General features: G+C 70.3%; 16 protein-coding genes and 1 pseudogene. 10 read left to right on the top strand and 7 right to left on the bottom strand.

All coding sequences use genetic code 11. The features are described 5' to 3' along the window. Positions 1 to 103 precede the first annotated feature (103 nt). Together EI169_RS06605 and EI169_RS06610 are read right to left on the bottom strand one after the other, a co-directional pair. Positions 104 to 1,429: a DNA recombination protein RmuC gene (locus EI169_RS06605; RefSeq protein ID WP_125131624.1), complete on the bottom strand. Its 1,326-nt coding sequence runs from the start codon at positions 1,427 to 1,429 to the stop codon at positions 104 to 106. Between the two features lie 32 nt (positions 1,430 to 1,461). Beyond that, positions 1,462 to 2,058, bottom strand: coding sequence for an exonuclease domain-containing protein (locus EI169_RS06610; protein ID WP_125131625.1), 597 nt, complete (start codon positions 2,056 to 2,058; stop codon positions 1,462 to 1,464). A gap of 173 nt (positions 2,059 to 2,231) precedes the next feature. Here EI169_RS06610 and EI169_RS06615 point away from each other — a divergent pair, with 173 nt between their 5' ends. From EI169_RS06615 to ychF, 3 genes are read left to right on the top strand one after another with little or no spacing between them, the layout of a single operon-like run. After that, positions 2,232 to 2,984, top strand: coding sequence for a class I SAM-dependent methyltransferase (locus EI169_RS06615; protein ID WP_125131626.1), 753 nt, complete (start codon positions 2,232 to 2,234; stop codon positions 2,982 to 2,984). Beyond that, on the top strand, positions 2,981 to 3,604 hold the full coding sequence (locus EI169_RS06620; RefSeq protein WP_125131627.1) for a dihydrofolate reductase family protein: 624 nt from the start codon (positions 2,981 to 2,983) through the stop codon (positions 3,602 to 3,604). The genes EI169_RS06615 and EI169_RS06620 overlap by 4 nt, the downstream gene beginning before the upstream one ends. Before the next feature lie 51 nt (positions 3,605 to 3,655). Further along, the gene (ychF, locus tag EI169_RS06625) at positions 3,656 to 4,732 is read left to right on the top strand and encodes a redox-regulated ATPase YchF (RefSeq protein WP_125131628.1); all 1,077 of its coding nucleotides are present in this window, start codon (positions 3,656 to 3,658) and stop codon (positions 4,730 to 4,732) included. Between the two features lie 9 nt (positions 4,733 to 4,741). On the opposite strand, the gene EI169_RS16550 is transcribed toward ychF, so the two are convergent. Then, the gene (locus EI169_RS16550; RefSeq protein ID WP_164515454.1) at positions 4,742 to 4,918 is read right to left on the bottom strand and encodes a hypothetical protein; all 177 of its coding nucleotides are present in this window, start codon (positions 4,916 to 4,918) and stop codon (positions 4,742 to 4,744) included. A gap of 523 nt (positions 4,919 to 5,441) precedes the next feature. Next, on the bottom strand, positions 5,442 to 5,831 hold the full coding sequence (locus EI169_RS06630) for a VOC family protein (protein ID WP_125131629.1): 390 nt from the start codon (positions 5,829 to 5,831) through the stop codon (positions 5,442 to 5,444). Between the two features lie 236 nt (positions 5,832 to 6,067). On the opposite strand from EI169_RS06630, the gene EI169_RS06635 reads away from it, so the two are divergent. Further along, positions 6,068 to 7,336: an IS256 family transposase gene (locus EI169_RS06635; protein ID WP_125129915.1), complete on the top strand. Its 1,269-nt coding sequence runs from the start codon at positions 6,068 to 6,070 to the stop codon at positions 7,334 to 7,336. A 328-nt stretch (positions 7,337 to 7,664) separates the two neighbouring features. Beyond that, the gene (locus EI169_RS06640) at positions 7,665 to 7,913 is read left to right on the top strand and encodes a DUF4287 domain-containing protein (protein WP_125131630.1); all 249 of its coding nucleotides are present in this window, start codon (positions 7,665 to 7,667) and stop codon (positions 7,911 to 7,913) included. A gap of 18 nt (positions 7,914 to 7,931) precedes the next feature. Here EI169_RS06640 and EI169_RS06645 read toward each other — a convergent pair whose 3' ends face one another. After that, positions 7,932 to 8,300 carry a VOC family protein gene (locus tag EI169_RS06645; protein WP_125131631.1) on the bottom strand — a complete coding sequence of 123 codons (369 nt, stop codon included), beginning with the start codon at positions 8,298 to 8,300 and terminating at the stop codon, positions 7,932 to 7,934. A 56-nt stretch (positions 8,301 to 8,356) separates the two neighbouring features. On the opposite strand from EI169_RS06645, the gene EI169_RS06650 reads away from it, so the two are divergent. From EI169_RS06650 to EI169_RS06665, 4 genes and pseudogenes are all read left to right on the top strand, one after another. Continuing rightward, a complete protein-coding gene (locus tag EI169_RS06650) occupies positions 8,357 to 8,812 on the top strand; it encodes a MarR family transcriptional regulator (RefSeq protein ID WP_125131632.1) in 456 nt (151 codons plus the stop codon). 90 nt (positions 8,813 to 8,902) lie between these two features. Further along, positions 8,903 to 9,769 carry an AraC family transcriptional regulator gene (locus EI169_RS06655; RefSeq protein WP_125131633.1) on the top strand — a complete coding sequence of 289 codons (867 nt, stop codon included), beginning with the start codon at positions 8,903 to 8,905 and terminating at the stop codon, positions 9,767 to 9,769. 58 nt (positions 9,770 to 9,827) lie between these two features. Then, the gene (locus EI169_RS06660) at positions 9,828 to 10,604 is read left to right on the top strand and encodes an alpha/beta hydrolase (RefSeq protein ID WP_125131634.1); all 777 of its coding nucleotides are present in this window, start codon (positions 9,828 to 9,830) and stop codon (positions 10,602 to 10,604) included. Positions 10,605 to 10,631: 27 nt separating this feature from the next. Then, positions 10,632 to 11,747, top strand: a pseudogene (locus tag EI169_RS06665) (ATP-binding cassette domain-containing protein); the annotation flags it as partial. Between the two features lie 201 nt (positions 11,748 to 11,948). Here the strand turns inward: EI169_RS06665 and EI169_RS06670 are convergent. Continuing rightward, positions 11,949 to 12,515, bottom strand: a complete 567-nt coding sequence (locus EI169_RS06670; RefSeq protein ID WP_164515455.1) for a zinc ribbon domain-containing protein — start codon at positions 12,513 to 12,515, stop codon at positions 11,949 to 11,951. A gap of 255 nt (positions 12,516 to 12,770) precedes the next feature. On the opposite strand from EI169_RS06670, the gene EI169_RS06675 reads away from it, so the two are divergent. Next, positions 12,771 to 14,039, top strand: a complete 1,269-nt coding sequence (locus EI169_RS06675) for an IS256 family transposase (RefSeq protein WP_125129915.1) — start codon at positions 12,771 to 12,773, stop codon at positions 14,037 to 14,039. Positions 14,040 to 14,341: 302 nt separating this feature from the next. Here EI169_RS06675 and EI169_RS06680 read toward each other — a convergent pair whose 3' ends face one another. Then, on the bottom strand, positions 14,342 to 14,884 hold the full coding sequence (locus EI169_RS06680) for an ATP-binding protein (RefSeq protein WP_240640692.1): 543 nt from the start codon (positions 14,882 to 14,884) through the stop codon (positions 14,342 to 14,344). Positions 14,885 to 14,956 lie beyond the last annotated feature (72 nt).

Here is a 14,956-nt window from a genome sequence, read left to right on the forward strand (position 1 = left end):
CCGCATCCGTCGCGCCTTCGAGTGGCGCGTCGCGCCGCATCCCCTGGGCGGATGCGGCAACAACTGACACCCGTCGCGGCGCTCGGCCGCGGGGCTGCGGGTGTCAGTCCTGCAGGCGCCCGCGCAGGTCGCCGACGTCGGCGCTGAGCGCCGGATCCGGCGCCGGCTCAGCGTCCGCGTCAGGCACGACGGACCCTGCGGCGAGGAAGTCGGGGGCGACGAGCTCGGGCGCCGTCCACCGGCGCATCGGCTTGTCGACGAGCGCCGGCGCCGCGACGGCGTCGAGCTTCGTGTCGTCGACGCCCGGGAAGCGGCGCGCGCTCGCGAGCACGCGCGACTCGAGCGACCCGGCGAAACGGTTGTAGCTGTCGACCGTGCGCTCGAGCGCGCGGCGGAGGTCGTCGGCGTGGCCCGCGACCGTCCCGATGCGCTCGTACAGTTCGGTGCCGAGCGCGAACAGGCGCCGCGCCTCGTCGGAGACGTCCTGCTGCGTCCACGTGAAGGCGACCGTCTTGAGCACCGCCCACAGGTTCACGGGCGAAGCGAGTGCGACCCGCTTGCCGAACGCGTAGTCGAGGAGCCCCGCGTCGGCGTCGAGGGCGGCGGCCAGCAGCGACTCGCTGGGGATGAAGCAGATGACGAACTCGGGGCTCGTCTCCAGCGCCGACCAGTACGCCTTCTTCGCCAGGGCGTCCACATGCGCGCGGACCGCCTTCACGTGACGCTCGACCAGCTGGGCGCGGCGGGCGGCCTCGGCGCCGGTGGCGGTGTGCGGGAGGGCGCTGGCCTCGAGGTACGCGTCGAGCGGCACCTTGGCGTCGACCGCGAGCGACTTGCCGCCGGGAAGACGCACGATCATGTCGGGTCTCGCCGTGCCGGCGTCGGTCGCGACGGTCGCCTGCACGTCGAAGTCGACGTAGCGCGTGAGGCCCGCCGCCTCCACGACCCGGCGCAGCTGCGTTTCGCCCCACACGCCGCGCGTGCTCCCCGACCGCAGCGCGGATGCCAGCGACTCGGTCGTCGCGCGCAGCGACTCCTCCGCGGCGTGCGCGCGGCGCAGCTGCTCGCTGAGCGTCGCGAACTGCGTGCCACGCTCGCGCTCGAGGTCTTCCACCTTGCGCTGCATCGTCGTGAGCGTCTCCTGCACCGGGACGAGCGCACGCAGCACCGTCTGCTCGCGACGCTCGCGCTCCTCGCGCGAGGCCTGGTCGGCGCGCGTCTGCGACGCGAGCTCCCGGTAGAGCAGCTGCTGGTGCTCGAGCTGCGCCTGCACGCCCGAGCGGGCGGCCTCGGCGGCGGCGACGCGTGCGGCGAGATCGGATCGCTCGCGCGCTGCGCGACCGGCGGCGCGCGCGGATCCGACGGCGAACCCGGCGACGAGGCCGACGAGTGCGCCGACGATCAGCAGGAGGAGGGCGAATGCGTCCATGGCACGAGCATGAGGGGGGCCTCCGACACGCGTCAGGCGACGGCGAGCAAGGCCGCTTCGGTCGCCGCGAGCTGCGACACGCGGACCCCCACGACCGCGGCGAGGCCCGCTACGTCGTCGGCGCCGGCCCGGGCGGCGGCGTCGATCACGATGTGCGCGCAGGCCGTGGCATCCGCCAGTGCGTCGTGATGCGCGAACCCGGTGAACCCCGCGGCCGCGGCGGCCGACGGCAGGCGGTAGGAGTCGAGGTCGTACGTGCGCCGGGCGACCTGCAGGCTGCACAGGTACCGGTACGGCGGGCACGCGTCGCCGGTCACCTCGCACGCGCGGCGGAGGACCGCCATGTCGAAGCCCGCGTTGTGCGCGACGAGCACGTCGGCGCCGGCGAACGCCGTCAGGCGCGACAGCTGCGTGCTCCAGTCGTCGGCGTGCGCGACGTCGGCGGCGCGGATGCCGTGGATCCCGGTGTTGAACTCGGAGAACGCATCGTGCCCCGCGGGCGGGCGGATGAGCCATTCCGCGGAGGCGACGACCCGACCGTCGCGCACCCGCACCATCCCCACCGCACAGGCCGACGCGTTGCTGGCATTCGCCGTCTCGAAGTCGATCGCGGTGAAATCCAGTGGCACGACTTCAGCGTCGCGGGCCGCCGCCGTCGGGCGCGGAGGCGCGCCGGGCACGTCACGAACTCAGGCTGCGGATGCGGCGGGCCGGTGCCGTCCGCCGCCGATCCGCGGTCCGCGGCGGTCGGATCGGCGGCGGAGCCTGAGTACGTGACGCCGAGCGGGCGTACGGTGGCCGTATGGCGAGCCGCGAAGAGATGTCGACGTCGTTCGGGGCCGTGGCCGCCGAGTACGAGGCGGGCCGGCCGGGCTACCCGGCCGAGGCCATCGCGTGGCTGCTCGAGCCCGTGCGCGCACCCGAGCGGCCGGCGCGTGTCGCGGATGTGGGCGCCGGCACCGGCAAGCTCACGCGCGTGGCGGTGGAGCTCGGCGCCGAGGTCGTCGCGATCGACCCGGATGCGGCGATGCTCGAGACCCTGCGGACCCATGTCGCGGGCGTCCCCACCTTCGTCGGACGCGCCGAGAGCCTGCCGCTCCCGGATGCGGCGGTCGACGCCGTGCTGTTCGGACAGGCGTGGCACTGGGTCGACGTCGCAGCGGCGTCCGCCGAGGTCGGCCGGGTCGTGCGGGCCGGGGGAGTGCTCGGGATGGTGTGGAACATCCGCGACGACCGGGTGCCGTGGGTGGCCGAGCTGTCCGCGGTGATGCATGGCAGCCACGCCGAGGAGGTGCTGTCGGAGGAGGGCGGGGTCGCGGTGGCCGCGCCCTTCGCGGACATCGAGCGCGAACGCTGGGAGTGGTCGCGCGCCATGACCCGCGCCGACCTGCTCGCGATGGCGCGCTCGCGCAGCTACATCGTCACCGCCGCCCCCGATGAGCGCGCCCGCATCGAGGCCGCGCTCGGCGACCTCCTCGACCGCGTCGGCGCCGTCGGGGAGGCGACCGTCGAGCTGCCCTACGTCACCCACGCCTTCCGGAGCATCCGCCCATGACCACCGCACGCCCGCTCATCGTCTGCAACTTCGTCACTGTCGACGGCCGGTACGAGGACGACGACCACGACATCGCGTCGTTCTTCGAGTTCCACCACCCGGACTACGACGGTGCCGACTCCTTCGACCACTACACGCTGTCGCTGCTCGAGGAGGCCGGCACCCTGCTGCTCGCGGGGAAGCGCTCGTCGCTCGGCAACCTGAGCTACTGGTCGGGTGTGCGCGACAACCCGTCGGCGACGCCGGTGCGGCGACGCTTCGCCGAGCTGTTCCTCGCGGCGGAGAAGTTCGTCGTGTCGGACACCCTCACCGCCGACGACCTCGCGCCCTATCCGTCGACGCGGATCGTGCGCCTCGCCGACGCGGTCGCCGAGGTGAACCGGCTCAAGACGACCGGGTCGGGCACGATCCTCATCCTCCTCGGCCGGCGCCAGTGGAACGACCTCATGCACGAGGGTCTCGTCGACGAGCTGCACCTCGTGACCTTCCCTCTCATCGCCGGCACCGGGGTGGCGCTGTTCGATCGGCGTCCACCTGTCGCGCTGCGCCTTCTGGAGACGCGCACGTGGGCGGAGTCGGCCAACGTGCTCATGCGCTGGCGGGTGGACGCCGCCGGCTGACGACGCCGCCCGCGGCGGGCCGCCGCATCCGCCCGCCTAGACTGGACTCCCGTGGCTCTCACCATCGGAATCGTCGGACTGCCGAACGTCGGCAAGTCCACTCTCTTCAACGCGCTGACCAAGAACTCGGTGCTCGCGGCGAACTACCCGTTCGCCACGATCGAGCCGAACGTGGGCGTGGTGAACCTCCCCGATCCGCGGCTGGACAAGCTCGCCGAGGTGTTCCACTCCGAGCGGGTCGTGCCGGCCACGGTGTCGTTCGTCGACATCGCCGGGATCGTCCGCGGTGCGAGCGAGGGCGAGGGCCTCGGCAACCAGTTCCTCGCCAACATCCGCGAGGCCGACGCGATCGCGCAGGTCGTGCGCGGATTCTCCGACGACGACGTCGTGCACGTCGAAGGTGCAGTCAATCCCGCGAGCGACATGGAGACGATCAACGCCGAGCTGCAGCTCGCCGACCTCCAGACGCTCGAGAAGGCGATCACGCGGTACGAGAAGGAGGTCAAGGGCCGCAAGCTCGACCCCGCCGTCCTCGAGACCGCGCTCGCCGCGCAGGACGCCTTGCAGAAGGGGCAGCTGCTGTCGGCAACAGGCCTCGACCTCGCGCCGATCCGCGAGCTGGGCTTGCTCACCGCCAAGCCGTTCATCTTCGTCTTCAACGTCGACGAGGCGGTGCTGACGGATGCGGCGCGCAAGGCGGAGCTCGCGGCCCTCGTCGCGCCCGCCCAGGCGGTGTTCCTCGACGCCAAGATCGAGTCTGAGCTCATCGACCTCGACCCGGAGGAAGCCGCCGAGCTCCTCGCCTCGACCGGGCAGGAGGAGTCGGGCCTCGATCAGCTGGCCCGCATCGGGTTCGACACGCTCGGGCTGCAGACGTACCTGACCGCAGGGCCGAAAGAGGCGCGCGCGTGGACCATCGGCAAGGGGTGGAAGGCGCCGCAGGCGGCCGGTGTCATCCACACCGACTTCGAGAAGGGCTTCATCAAGGCCGAGGTGATCTCGTTCGACGACCTCGTCGCGCTCGGGTCGGTGGCCGAGGCCCGTGCGAAGGGCAAGGCGCGCCTCGAGGGCAAGGACTACGTCATGCAGGACGGCGACGTCGTGGAGTTCCGCTTTCAACGTGGATGATGACATGCATCAGCGCTGAGCCTTCCGCATCAGGAAGACCGCCCTCGCCTCCCGCGCGGCGGACACTCCGGCGCACAGGCTGAGCAGCCCGTACACCAGCGGCGAGGGCAGCACGTAGGTGGTGTAGCCGAAGCTGGCGAAGGTCAGGACGACGAAGCCGATGAAGAGCACCCCTAAGACGCTCATAAAGACGATGTGGACGGGAAGGTAAAGCCGTTCATCTTCTGCTTCGCGGTGAGGGTACCGCGCGACGGCAGACGGGCGAACTCGGCAGATCGGTGGAGTTCCGTTTTCACGTGGATGACGTGGCGAGCGCCCGAAGCTGGTCGGAGCTTGGCGTCGTGGCCCTGAATGCACCGACGGTGCCGCCGATGACAAAACCCACTGCGCCGCACACAATGGCCCACGTGGCGCACCACGCTAGAAGAGAGAGGCGCGGATCAACGTAATTCGGGTGCTCGGCAAATGCCGCCATAGCACCGGGAAACCACCCGATCAGCACACACATGACACCGAGGATCGCGCCGCACGCGAACCCGATTGCCGCGCAAGTTAGCAGGTGACGACTTACGGAGAGCGCTCGGCGCACGGACGGAGCCATGGGCTAAAGATAGGGCGTACTGTCGCCGATAGCGACGCGCTCGTGTTGACACATGACAACAACACGGTGGAGTTCCGCTTCAACAACTGAGCGCTCGCCGGGCCGCCGTCAGCGGGTGGCGTGCACGATCTGCACGAGATGGCCGTCCGGGTCTTCGACCCATGCGATGAGGAGCCGGTCGAGCCACGGCTCCGGTGGTTTCGCCGAGCGCGCGCCGAGGCCGGCGAGCCGCGCATACCCGGCGTGGACGTCGTCCGTCCACAGGATCACCGCGGCGCGTTGACCGTGCGCGACCGGCTGGAGCCCGTGGTCCTCGCGGGTGCTGGTCTCGGTGGCGAGTCCGACGCGGTAGCCGTCCAGGACGAGGTCGACGTGGATCGGCGTCCCGGTCGACGGCGTGCGGAACGCCTCCTCGAAGCCGACCGCGCGGTAGAAGGCCACCGCGCGGTCGATGTCCCGGGTGAACAGCACGATCTGAGGAGTGCGGAAGTCTCCCATGCCGCGATTGTGGCACGGGAGCTCGGCGGCGGCGTCGATCTCGGGCCGCCGCCAGGCGGGACGCCGAGCGGCGCTACACCGTCCGCGGCCGGGTGACCCGGAGCCGGTTATCCGAGTCGGGGCTGAGTCCCTTAGCGTGGTGTCACTTCCCGCGGGGTTCTCGTCGTCGTAGGCGATGAAGGGCCACCGTGGGATGACCAGTTGTTTCCGCCAAGAAGCAAAGAAGAGATCCCACGATGACCCACCACCAGTCTGCCTTGACGACTCTGATCGGCGAAGTCCTTGCCGACCCCGACCTGGCTCACTCGGACGTGTTCCGTCGGATGCTGCAGGCGGGCCTGCAGGACCTGATCAACGCGGAAGCGACCGTGAAGATCGGCGCGGCCCCGCATGAGCGCACCCCTGAGCGCACCACACGCCGCAACGGCACCCGACCCAAGACGCTGGCGACCCCGGCCGGGGAGGTGGACCTGCAGATCCCGAAGCTGCGGGAGGGGTCGTTCTTCCCGAGCCTGCTGCACCCGCGTCGCCGGGTCGATAAGGCCCTCTACGCCGTGATCTGCCAGGCATGGATCGACGGGGTCTCCACCCGCAAGGTCGACCAGCTGATCCGCGCGCTGGGCAACGACACCGGCATCTCCCGGTCGACGGTCTCTCGGATCTGCTCAGAGATCGACGAAACCGTGCACGAGTTCCTGCACCGCCGACTCGATCACACCTGGTTCCCGTACCTGTTCCTCGACGCCACCTACCTCGACGTCCGCCACCGCGGCCGCGTCGTCTCCCAAGCCCTCGTGGTCGCCACCGGCGTCAGCGGCGACGGGCGCCGCGAGATCCTCGGCATGAGCCTCGGGGATGCGGAGACCACCGACTTCTGGACCGAGTTCCTCCGCAGCCTGCGCGACCGGGGACTGAAGGTCGCCACCGACGCCGATCCGCTCGGCGTCGCCCTGGTCACCTCCGATGCCCACGCCGGCCTGAAAGCCGCGATCAAGGCGATCCTGCCCGGATCCGGGTGGCAGAGATGCCGAGTCCATTTCGCCCGCAACGTCACCCAGAAGCTCGGCTCGGCCCGCTCCAAGCCCGTCAACGCGCTGATCTCGACGATCTTCGCGCAGACCACCTCCGAGGCGGTGCTTGCCCAATACAAAGCCGTCGCGGACAGCCTGCGCAGCTCCTTCCCGGAGGTCGCCGAGATGCTCGAGGCCGCCGAACCCGACCTCACCGCGTTCGCACCACTACCCCGCGAGCACTGGCAGAAAGTCTGGTCCAACAACCCCATCGAACGCCTCAACCGCGAGATCAAACGCCGCGCCGACGTCGTCCAGATCTTCCCCGACCAAGGCTCCGTGACCCGCCTGATCGGCGCCGTCATCCAAGAGCAGCACGAGGAATGGTCCTACGGCGAACGCCGCTACTTCTCCGACATCTCCATGCGCAAACTCGTCCACACCCTCCACGACCACGCAGAGCCGGCACGCCCCGAGCTCTACCTCACCGCCTGACCACCACCCACCACAGGGAACAACTGGAGTGACACCACGCAAAGGGACTTGACCCGAGTCGGCGGACGTCGACGCAACCCAGAGGAGATCCGCCGCAGCAGCATCGCGCGTGACGCGACGCGCCCGCGACAGGTCGCGGTTCGTCCGCGGGCAAAGCCGGGCGGAATTCAGGCTCAGCGGCTCCATCGAGGCGTGATCGTGGCGCCGAACGTCGCTTGAGCCTGAATTCTGCGCGGCACGAGACGAAGTAAGGGGCCGTGGCGGGGGGCAGACGCGAATTGTCAGCCGGGTGAGGCGCGCGTCGGCGCTCGCCGCTAGCGTGGGCGGCATGGCCGAGCATCGCGTGACCGCCCCCACCCCGCCCGCCGACGGGACGAAGGTGAAGGGGCCGGCGTCGTACTTCCCGAGCATCGAGAAGACGTACGGCCGGCCGGTCCAGGAGTGGCTCGATCTCATCGTCGAGCGCTGGGATGGGCAGAAGCACATGGAGGTCGTCGACTGGCTCAAGACCGAGCACGGACTCGGTCACGGTCACGCCAACGCGCTCGTCGCCTACGTGAAGGCGAAGCTCGCCTGACCTGTCGCGGTGTGCCCGTCAGCCGCGGTCGTGGAGGGTGACGTGGTACCCGTTGGGGTCGGCGAAGGTGAAGGTCCGCCCGAAGGGGCCGTCGATCGGCGCGGAGACGATCGTGTGACCGTCGGCGGCGAGGGCGTCGTGGATCTGCTGCACGTCGGTCGCCTGCAGCCACAGCGCGACGCCGACGCCCGGCCGCGCGACGTCGGTCAGGTCGGTGCCGGGAGCCAGGTCGCGCAGGGCGAACGCGATCGGGGTGGTCTCGAAGACGACCGCGTGCGGTGGCCCGGCGGGGGAGCGGGTGAGGCCGAGATAGCGGGCGTAGAAGGCGTGCGCCGCATCCAGATCGCGGGTCTGCAGGGAGATGAAGTCGGGGCCGGTGACAGGCATGTCGCGTCCAATCGTGTGTCAGATAACTGACATCGAATATATGTCAGAATACTGACATGAGTCAAGGCGTCGACGGCATCGATCTCGAGACCTCGGTGGGGTACGCGCTCAAGGAGGCTTCCAGCGCGTTGCGCACGGCGATGGAGGCCGTGCTGCGTCCACTCGGAATGACGATGACGCACTACTCGTGCCTCGAACTGCTCGCGCAGCGTCCGGGCATGTCGAATTCCGAGCTCGCGCGCGGCGCCTTCGTGACCCGGCAGTCCATGAACGTGCTGCTGCAGGCGCTCGAGCGCGACGGCGACGTCACGCGCCCCGACGCGGCCCCGAGCGGCAAAGCGCTGCCCACGCAGCTCACCGAGCGCGGGAGGCGGCGCCTCGCCGCTGCGACGGCGGCCGTCCGGGATGTCGAGGCGCGCATGCTCGCCGACCTCGACGCCGACGACCAGGCGCGGCTGTTCCGGATGCTGCGGGGCATGACCGCGGCGCTCCGCGACGACGGGCGCCCCTGACCGAGCGCCGCCACCCGATCGCATCGGGCACGGGAAGTCGGGTGCCCCACGGCGCGGCAGGCGAGAGTCGAAGGAGAAGGGAGGCCGGCCGTGATCGAGATCCTCAACGGACTCGTCGAGGAGATCGAGGCGCACCTCGACGGTGACCTCGACGTCGACGCTTTCGCCGCGGCATCCGGGACCACCGGCCACCACCTACGGCGGATGTTCTCGTCTCTCGCGGGCATGCCCGTGTCGGAGTACGTCCGGCGGCGCCGGATGACCGCGGCCGCGGTCGATGTCGTCGGTGACGAGGATCTGCTCACGATCGCGGTGCGCTACGGCTACGGCTCGACCGAGGCGTTCGGACGCGCCTTCCAGGCGGTGCACGGCGTCAGCCACGGCGACGTCCGTCGCGGCGGCGGCCCCCTTCGAAGTCAACCTCTCCTCCGGTTCCGCCTGACTGTCGAAGGGAGCACCCCCATGGATGCCCGCATCATCGAGAAGCCCGGTTTCCGCCTCGTCGGCCACGCCGCCCGCGTGCCGCTCATCCACGACGGCATCGATCCCCATATCCAGGCGCACATCGCCGCGCTGCCTGCCGACGAACACGAGCGGCTCAAGGCCCTGAGCAGCACGGAGCCGGCAGGCCTGCTGCAGGTGAGCGCTGACGTCGATCCCGACTACACCGAGGGGAGCGAGCTCACCTACCTGCACGGTGTGGCCGTTGCAGGCGACGCGGAGGTGCCCGATGATCTCGCGGCGATCGAGGCCCCCGGGGGCGTATGGGCGGTGTTCCGCACCTCGGGCGAATATCCGGCCGCGTTGCAGACGACGTGGGCGGCGACCGCGACGGAGTGGTTCCCGTCGAACCCGTGGCGCCTGCGGCCGGGCCCGTCTATCGTCGCGGTGCTCGAGCGTTCGCCCGACTTCGCTGCGGCGACGACCGAGCTCTGGCTGCCCGTCGAGCGAGCGTGAGCGGCGCTGCACGCTCGCCGCGTTCGGAGCGGCCGGGCGTGTCCGGGAGAATGGACGCATGACTTCCGACAGCACCGAGATCTTCGAGCCCGACGGACGCGCCATCCCGGTCGCCGAGGAAGGCGACGGTCCGGTCGCGGTCGTGCTGCTGCCCGCCCGCGGGTTCGGGATCGACTCGCTTGGAACGATCGCGCACGTGCTCGAGGAGGAGGGCTTTCGCACGCTCCGCATCGGCGTGCGCACGGCGCAGACCGACGGCGTGACCCTGCACGACCTCGCCCGCGACGTCGCCGACGTGCTCGATGACCGCGGCGTGAAGAGCGCGTACATCGCCGGCCACGCGTTCGGCGGAGCGCTCGCACGCGTCGTGGCGCTCGATCACCACGATCACGTCGAGGGGCTCATCCTGCTCGGCGTCGCCGAGCCCGGTGCGCTCGAGGGTGATGTCGCCGAGGCGATGCGCACCGCGATCTCGGATGCGCCGGCCGCCGACGTGCGCGAGGCGACGCGCGTGCTCGCCGGCGACGCCGCGAACCTCGACCTCGCCGTCGCGCACCTCGTCCGCACGCGCGATGTCGTGGCGGCCGCCGTGCAGGATGCCGCGCTCGCCGCGACGCCGGCCGACGAGTGGACGCCGCTCGCGCCGAGCCTCGCGGTGCTCGTGATCCAGGCGGGAGCCGATCCCGTCACCCCGCCGGCAGCCGCCGAGCGGCTGCAGGCGTCCGAGCCCGCCCGCGTCAGCCTCGCGCGTGTCGACGGTGCCGGCCATCTCTCCCCGCTCACCCACCCCGGCGAGACGGCGTGGGAGATCGAGGACTACCTCGCGTGGGACTGACCGCCCGCCGCATCCGGAGGTGACGCCATGACCGCGACGCTCGTCGCCACGCACCTCGCCGGTGGGTACGGCCACCGCATCCTGTTCGACGAGCTCGACCTCACCGTCGCGTCGGGCGATGTGGTGGGTGTCGTCGGCGTCAACGGCGCCGGCAAGTCGACGCTCCTGCGCGTGCTCGCGGGCGTGGAGGCGCCGCAGGCGGGCACGCTCGCTCTCGCGCCGACCGACGCGTTCGTCGGCTTCCTCCCGCAGGAGCACGAGCGGGTGCCGGAGGAGACGGTCGCGCAGTACATCGCGCGCCGCACCGGATGCGCCGACGCCACGCGTGCGATGGACGCGGCGGCGGCAGCCCTCGCCGATGCGGCCGGCGCCGAACCCGCCGCGTCCGTCGCCGCCGATGCCTACTCCGCGGCACTGGACCGCTGGCTCGCCAGCGGCGCCGCCGACCTCGACGAGCGGATGCCGGCGGTGCTGGCCGACCTCGGTCTCGAGCTGCCCGACGCGGCCGACGCCGCGCTCATGACCGGCCTGTCGGGCGGGCAGGCCGCGCGCGTCGGACTCGCGGCGCTGCTGTTGTCGCGCTTCGACATCGCGCTGCTCGATGAGCCGACGAACGACCTCGACCTCGACGGGCTGGAGCGGCTCGAGGCGTTCGTGCGGGGCCTGCGCGGGGGTGTCGTGCTCGTGAGTCACGATCGCGAGTTCCTGGCCCGGTGCGTCACGCGCGTGCTCGAACTCGATCTCGCGCAGCGCACGACGCGCCTGTACGGCGGCGGCTACGACGCGTATCTCGAGGAGCGCGCGACGGTGCGGCGCCACGCGCGGGAGAAATACGACGAATTCGCGGCGACGAAGGCCGACCTCGTTGCGCGGGCGCGCACGCAGCGCGAGTGGTCGAGCCAGGGCGTCCGCAATGCGATGCGCAAGGCGCCCGACAACGACAAGATCCGCCGCAAGGCAGCGACCGAGTCCAGCGAGAAGCAGGCGCAGAAGGTGCGGCAGATGGAGAGCCGCATCGCGCGGCTCGAAGAGGTCGAGGAGCCGCGCAAGGAGTGGCGCCTCGAATTCACGATCGGCGCCGCGCCGCCCTCCAGTGCGGTCGTGGCGACGCTGAACGGCGCCGTCGTGCGGGAGGGGTCGTTCATGTAACCGAGGTGGGCGGCGAGGGCGGTGCAGTCGGCTCGTTGTTGCTCTATAGAGGCGTGTTCGCTGGTGCGGTTCGCGGAGATCCGCAGGTAGAGCAGCGCGGTCGTTGTTCTGATGGGGATACTCCGAGCAGGCGCAGCCCACACCTGCTTCCCGCGGGGGCGAGAGCATCAGACCGGACCGCGGGTGGGCGGTTGGTCAGGGACGGTAGGTGATGCGGACGCGGCCGGGGTCGAAGCTTCGCCCGGGGCGTCCGGGAGTGATCCGGAGGCGGGTGATCAGCGTGGTGATCACCGCGCGCCGGTCGGTGACATCCAGGGCGTCCCACCAGGCCTGTAGCGCGTGCCGGTTCCCGATCGGTGCCGCGTAGAGCGCGATCGCCCCGTTGGCGGTGACAAGGCGCCGCTCGATATCGCGAAGCGCAGCAGTGGCGGCCTCGACCCCGCTGCGGTGTTCCCCGCGGGTGATGACACGGTCCTGGTAGTCCTGATCGAGTTGCCCGATCCGCGTGTTGATCTCCACGACCTGCCGCAGTAGCCCGCTGGTCGACGCGTTGTCCGCGCCGGCTCGCGGATGGGTGAGGCGGTGCAGGACGCGTTCGGTGACACAGGCATCGAGATGGGCGGCGTTGATGCTCAGCCCGCCGCGTTCCGGACGGGACGGGTTCTTCTGGCAGGCGTATCGCCGCGTGTCGCCGGCGGGAGAGAGCTTCCCGGTGATGGTGAGTCCGGCGCCGCACTTCCCGCACCGCGCGATCCCACCCAACAGCGTCGGGCGGGCCGGTGCGGTGCGGCGGCGGGTGGGGTCGGTGAGGATCGCCCGGATCTGCGCGGTCTCCTCCCCGATTTCGGATCTTCATCCTCGCTCGGCGCGCTGTTCCGCACCCCGCTAGCCTCGGACGTCGGGCTGAGTCCCTTAGCGTGGTGTCACTTCCCGCGGGGTTCTCGTCGTCGTAGGCGATGAAGGGCCACCGTGGGATGACCAGTTGTTTCCGCCAAGAAGCAAAGAAGAGATCCCACGATGACCCACCACCAGTCTGCCTTGACGACTCTGATCGGCGAAGTCCTTGCCGACCCCGACCTGGCTCACTCGGACGTGTTCCGTCGGATGCTGCAGGCGGGCCTGCAGGACCTGATCAACGCGGAAGCGACCGTGAAGATCGGCGCGGCCCCGCATGAGCGCACCCCTGAGCGCACCACACGCCGCAACGGCACCCGACCCAAGACGCTGGCGACCCCGGCCGGGGAGGTGGACCTGCAGATCCCGAAGCTGCGGGAGGGGTCGTTCTTCCCGAGCCTGCTGCACCCGCGTCGCCGGGTCGATAAGGCCCTCTACGCCGTGATCTGCCAGGCATGGATCGACGGGGTCTCCACCCGCAAGGTCGACCAGCTGATCCGCGCGCTGGGCAACGACACCGGCATCTCCCGGTCGACGGTCTCTCGGATCTGCTCAGAGATCGACGAAACCGTGCACGAGTTCCTGCACCGCCGACTCGATCACACCTGGTTCCCGTACCTGTTCCTCGACGCCACCTACCTCGACGTCCGCCACCGCGGCCGCGTCGTCTCCCAAGCCCTCGTGGTCGCCACCGGCGTCAGCGGCGACGGGCGCCGCGAGATCCTCGGCATGAGCCTCGGGGATGCGGAGACCACCGACTTCTGGACCGAGTTCCTCCGCAGCCTGCGCGACCGGGGACTGAAGGTCGCCACCGACGCCGATCCGCTCGGCGTCGCCCTGGTCACCTCCGATGCCCACGCCGGCCTGAAAGCCGCGATCAAGGCGATCCTGCCCGGATCCGGGTGGCAGAGATGCCGAGTCCATTTCGCCCGCAACGTCACCCAGAAGCTCGGCTCGGCCCGCTCCAAGCCCGTCAACGCGCTGATCTCGACGATCTTCGCGCAGACCACCTCCGAGGCGGTGCTTGCCCAATACAAAGCCGTCGCGGACAGCCTGCGCAGCTCCTTCCCGGAGGTCGCCGAGATGCTCGAGGCCGCCGAACCCGACCTCACCGCGTTCGCACCACTACCCCGCGAGCACTGGCAGAAAGTCTGGTCCAACAACCCCATCGAACGCCTCAACCGCGAGATCAAACGCCGCGCCGACGTCGTCCAGATCTTCCCCGACCAAGGCTCCGTGACCCGCCTGATCGGCGCCGTCATCCAAGAGCAGCACGAGGAATGGTCCTACGGCGAACGCCGCTACTTCTCCGACATCTCCATGCGCAAACTCGTCCACACCCTCCACGACCACGCAGAGCCGGCACGCCCCGAGCTCTACCTCACCGCCTGACCACCACCCACCACAGGGAACAACTGGAGTGACACCACGCAACGGGACTTGACCGGACGTCGCCCGCGGTAGGGAGACGCTGGAACAGGTGCGAGCCCGACGCGGCACGATCGCCCTCTCGCATCAGATCATCGACCTGGCGCAGAACGGCCCCCGACCCAGGCGAGGCCAGGAGCCGGTCGGACTGTGGCCGCTGATCGAGCAACTGTTCGACGATGGGGACACTACGCCGGAGCCATCCGACGATGGGAACACCTCAGCGGATGACCCGCCCCAGCTCCGGCGGTGCTGAACCATGACGGTCAGCTCCGCCCCGCGCCGCGCTTCCTGGAATGGCTCATGGGCCTGCCAGACGGCTGCGCCCCGAGCACTGGGACGTGCGCGATCGGGAACGGCAGCGCCGCGTATACCTCGGTGAGCAGGTGATGGATCCGCTGTTGGGCGGCGGTGTCCTCGGTGCGGGCGTAGTCCGGCGCCAGCGGCAGTAGGTCCAGGATGAACGTCGTGCGGTAGTCCACCTGCTCGAGCGCGGCCACCAGGATCGGGTCGGATTCGAACTGCAGGAAGCGGTAGTAGGCCAGCGAGTCTGGGATGGCCCGGTCCAGAAACACCGTCGTGGCCGGATCGAGGGCGGCTTCCTCGGCGAGCCGCATGTCCAGCACACCGCGCTCGAACTCGCGCTGCTTGGCGCGGACCTCCTCGACGGTGCGACCGGCGATGCGCTGCAGGTCAAGGTAGTGGCGGGCGTGCTCGATCGTCGTCGTGGAGCCGCGGTCGCGCAACAGATTCACGGTGGTGATCTTCCCTGAGCTCGGCCCACCCGTGATCACGTACCAGTTGGTCACGTTCGCCCTCCTGTCTGTGCGGTCGGGAATATCCGACCGCGAAGGCACCTTATACCCCCAGCGGGTATAGCA

The organism is Microbacterium sp. 10M-3C3 (assembly GCF_003931875.1).
GTDB lineage: Bacteria > Actinomycetota > Actinomycetes > Actinomycetales > Microbacteriaceae > Microbacterium.

Coding starts and splice junctions, on each gene's coding strand:
- EI169_RS06605 (WP_125131624.1), bottom strand. CDS start 1,429: ATGGACGCATTCGCCCTCCTCCTGCTGATCGTCGGCGCACTCGTCGGC.
- EI169_RS06615 (WP_125131626.1), top strand. CDS start 2,232: ATGGCGAGCCGCGAAGAGATGTCGACGTCGTTCGGGGCCGTGGCCGCC.
- EI169_RS06620 (WP_125131627.1), top strand. CDS start 2,981: ATGACCACCGCACGCCCGCTCATCGTCTGCAACTTCGTCACTGTCGAC.
- EI169_RS16550 (WP_164515454.1), bottom strand. CDS start 4,918: ATGAGCGTCTTAGGGGTGCTCTTCATCGGCTTCGTCGTCCTGACCTTC.
- EI169_RS06630 (WP_125131629.1), bottom strand. CDS start 5,831: ATGGGAGACTTCCGCACTCCTCAGATCGTGCTGTTCACCCGGGACATC.
- EI169_RS06635 (WP_125129915.1), top strand. CDS start 6,068: ATGACCCACCACCAGTCTGCCTTGACGACTCTGATCGGCGAAGTCCTT.
- EI169_RS06640 (WP_125131630.1), top strand. CDS start 7,665: ATGGCCGAGCATCGCGTGACCGCCCCCACCCCGCCCGCCGACGGGACG.
- EI169_RS06645 (WP_125131631.1), bottom strand. CDS start 8,300: ATGCCTGTCACCGGCCCCGACTTCATCTCCCTGCAGACCCGCGATCTG.
- EI169_RS06650 (WP_125131632.1), top strand. CDS start 8,357: ATGAGTCAAGGCGTCGACGGCATCGATCTCGAGACCTCGGTGGGGTAC.
- EI169_RS06660 (WP_125131634.1), top strand. CDS start 9,828: ATGACTTCCGACAGCACCGAGATCTTCGAGCCCGACGGACGCGCCATC.
- EI169_RS06675 (WP_125129915.1), top strand. CDS start 12,771: ATGACCCACCACCAGTCTGCCTTGACGACTCTGATCGGCGAAGTCCTT.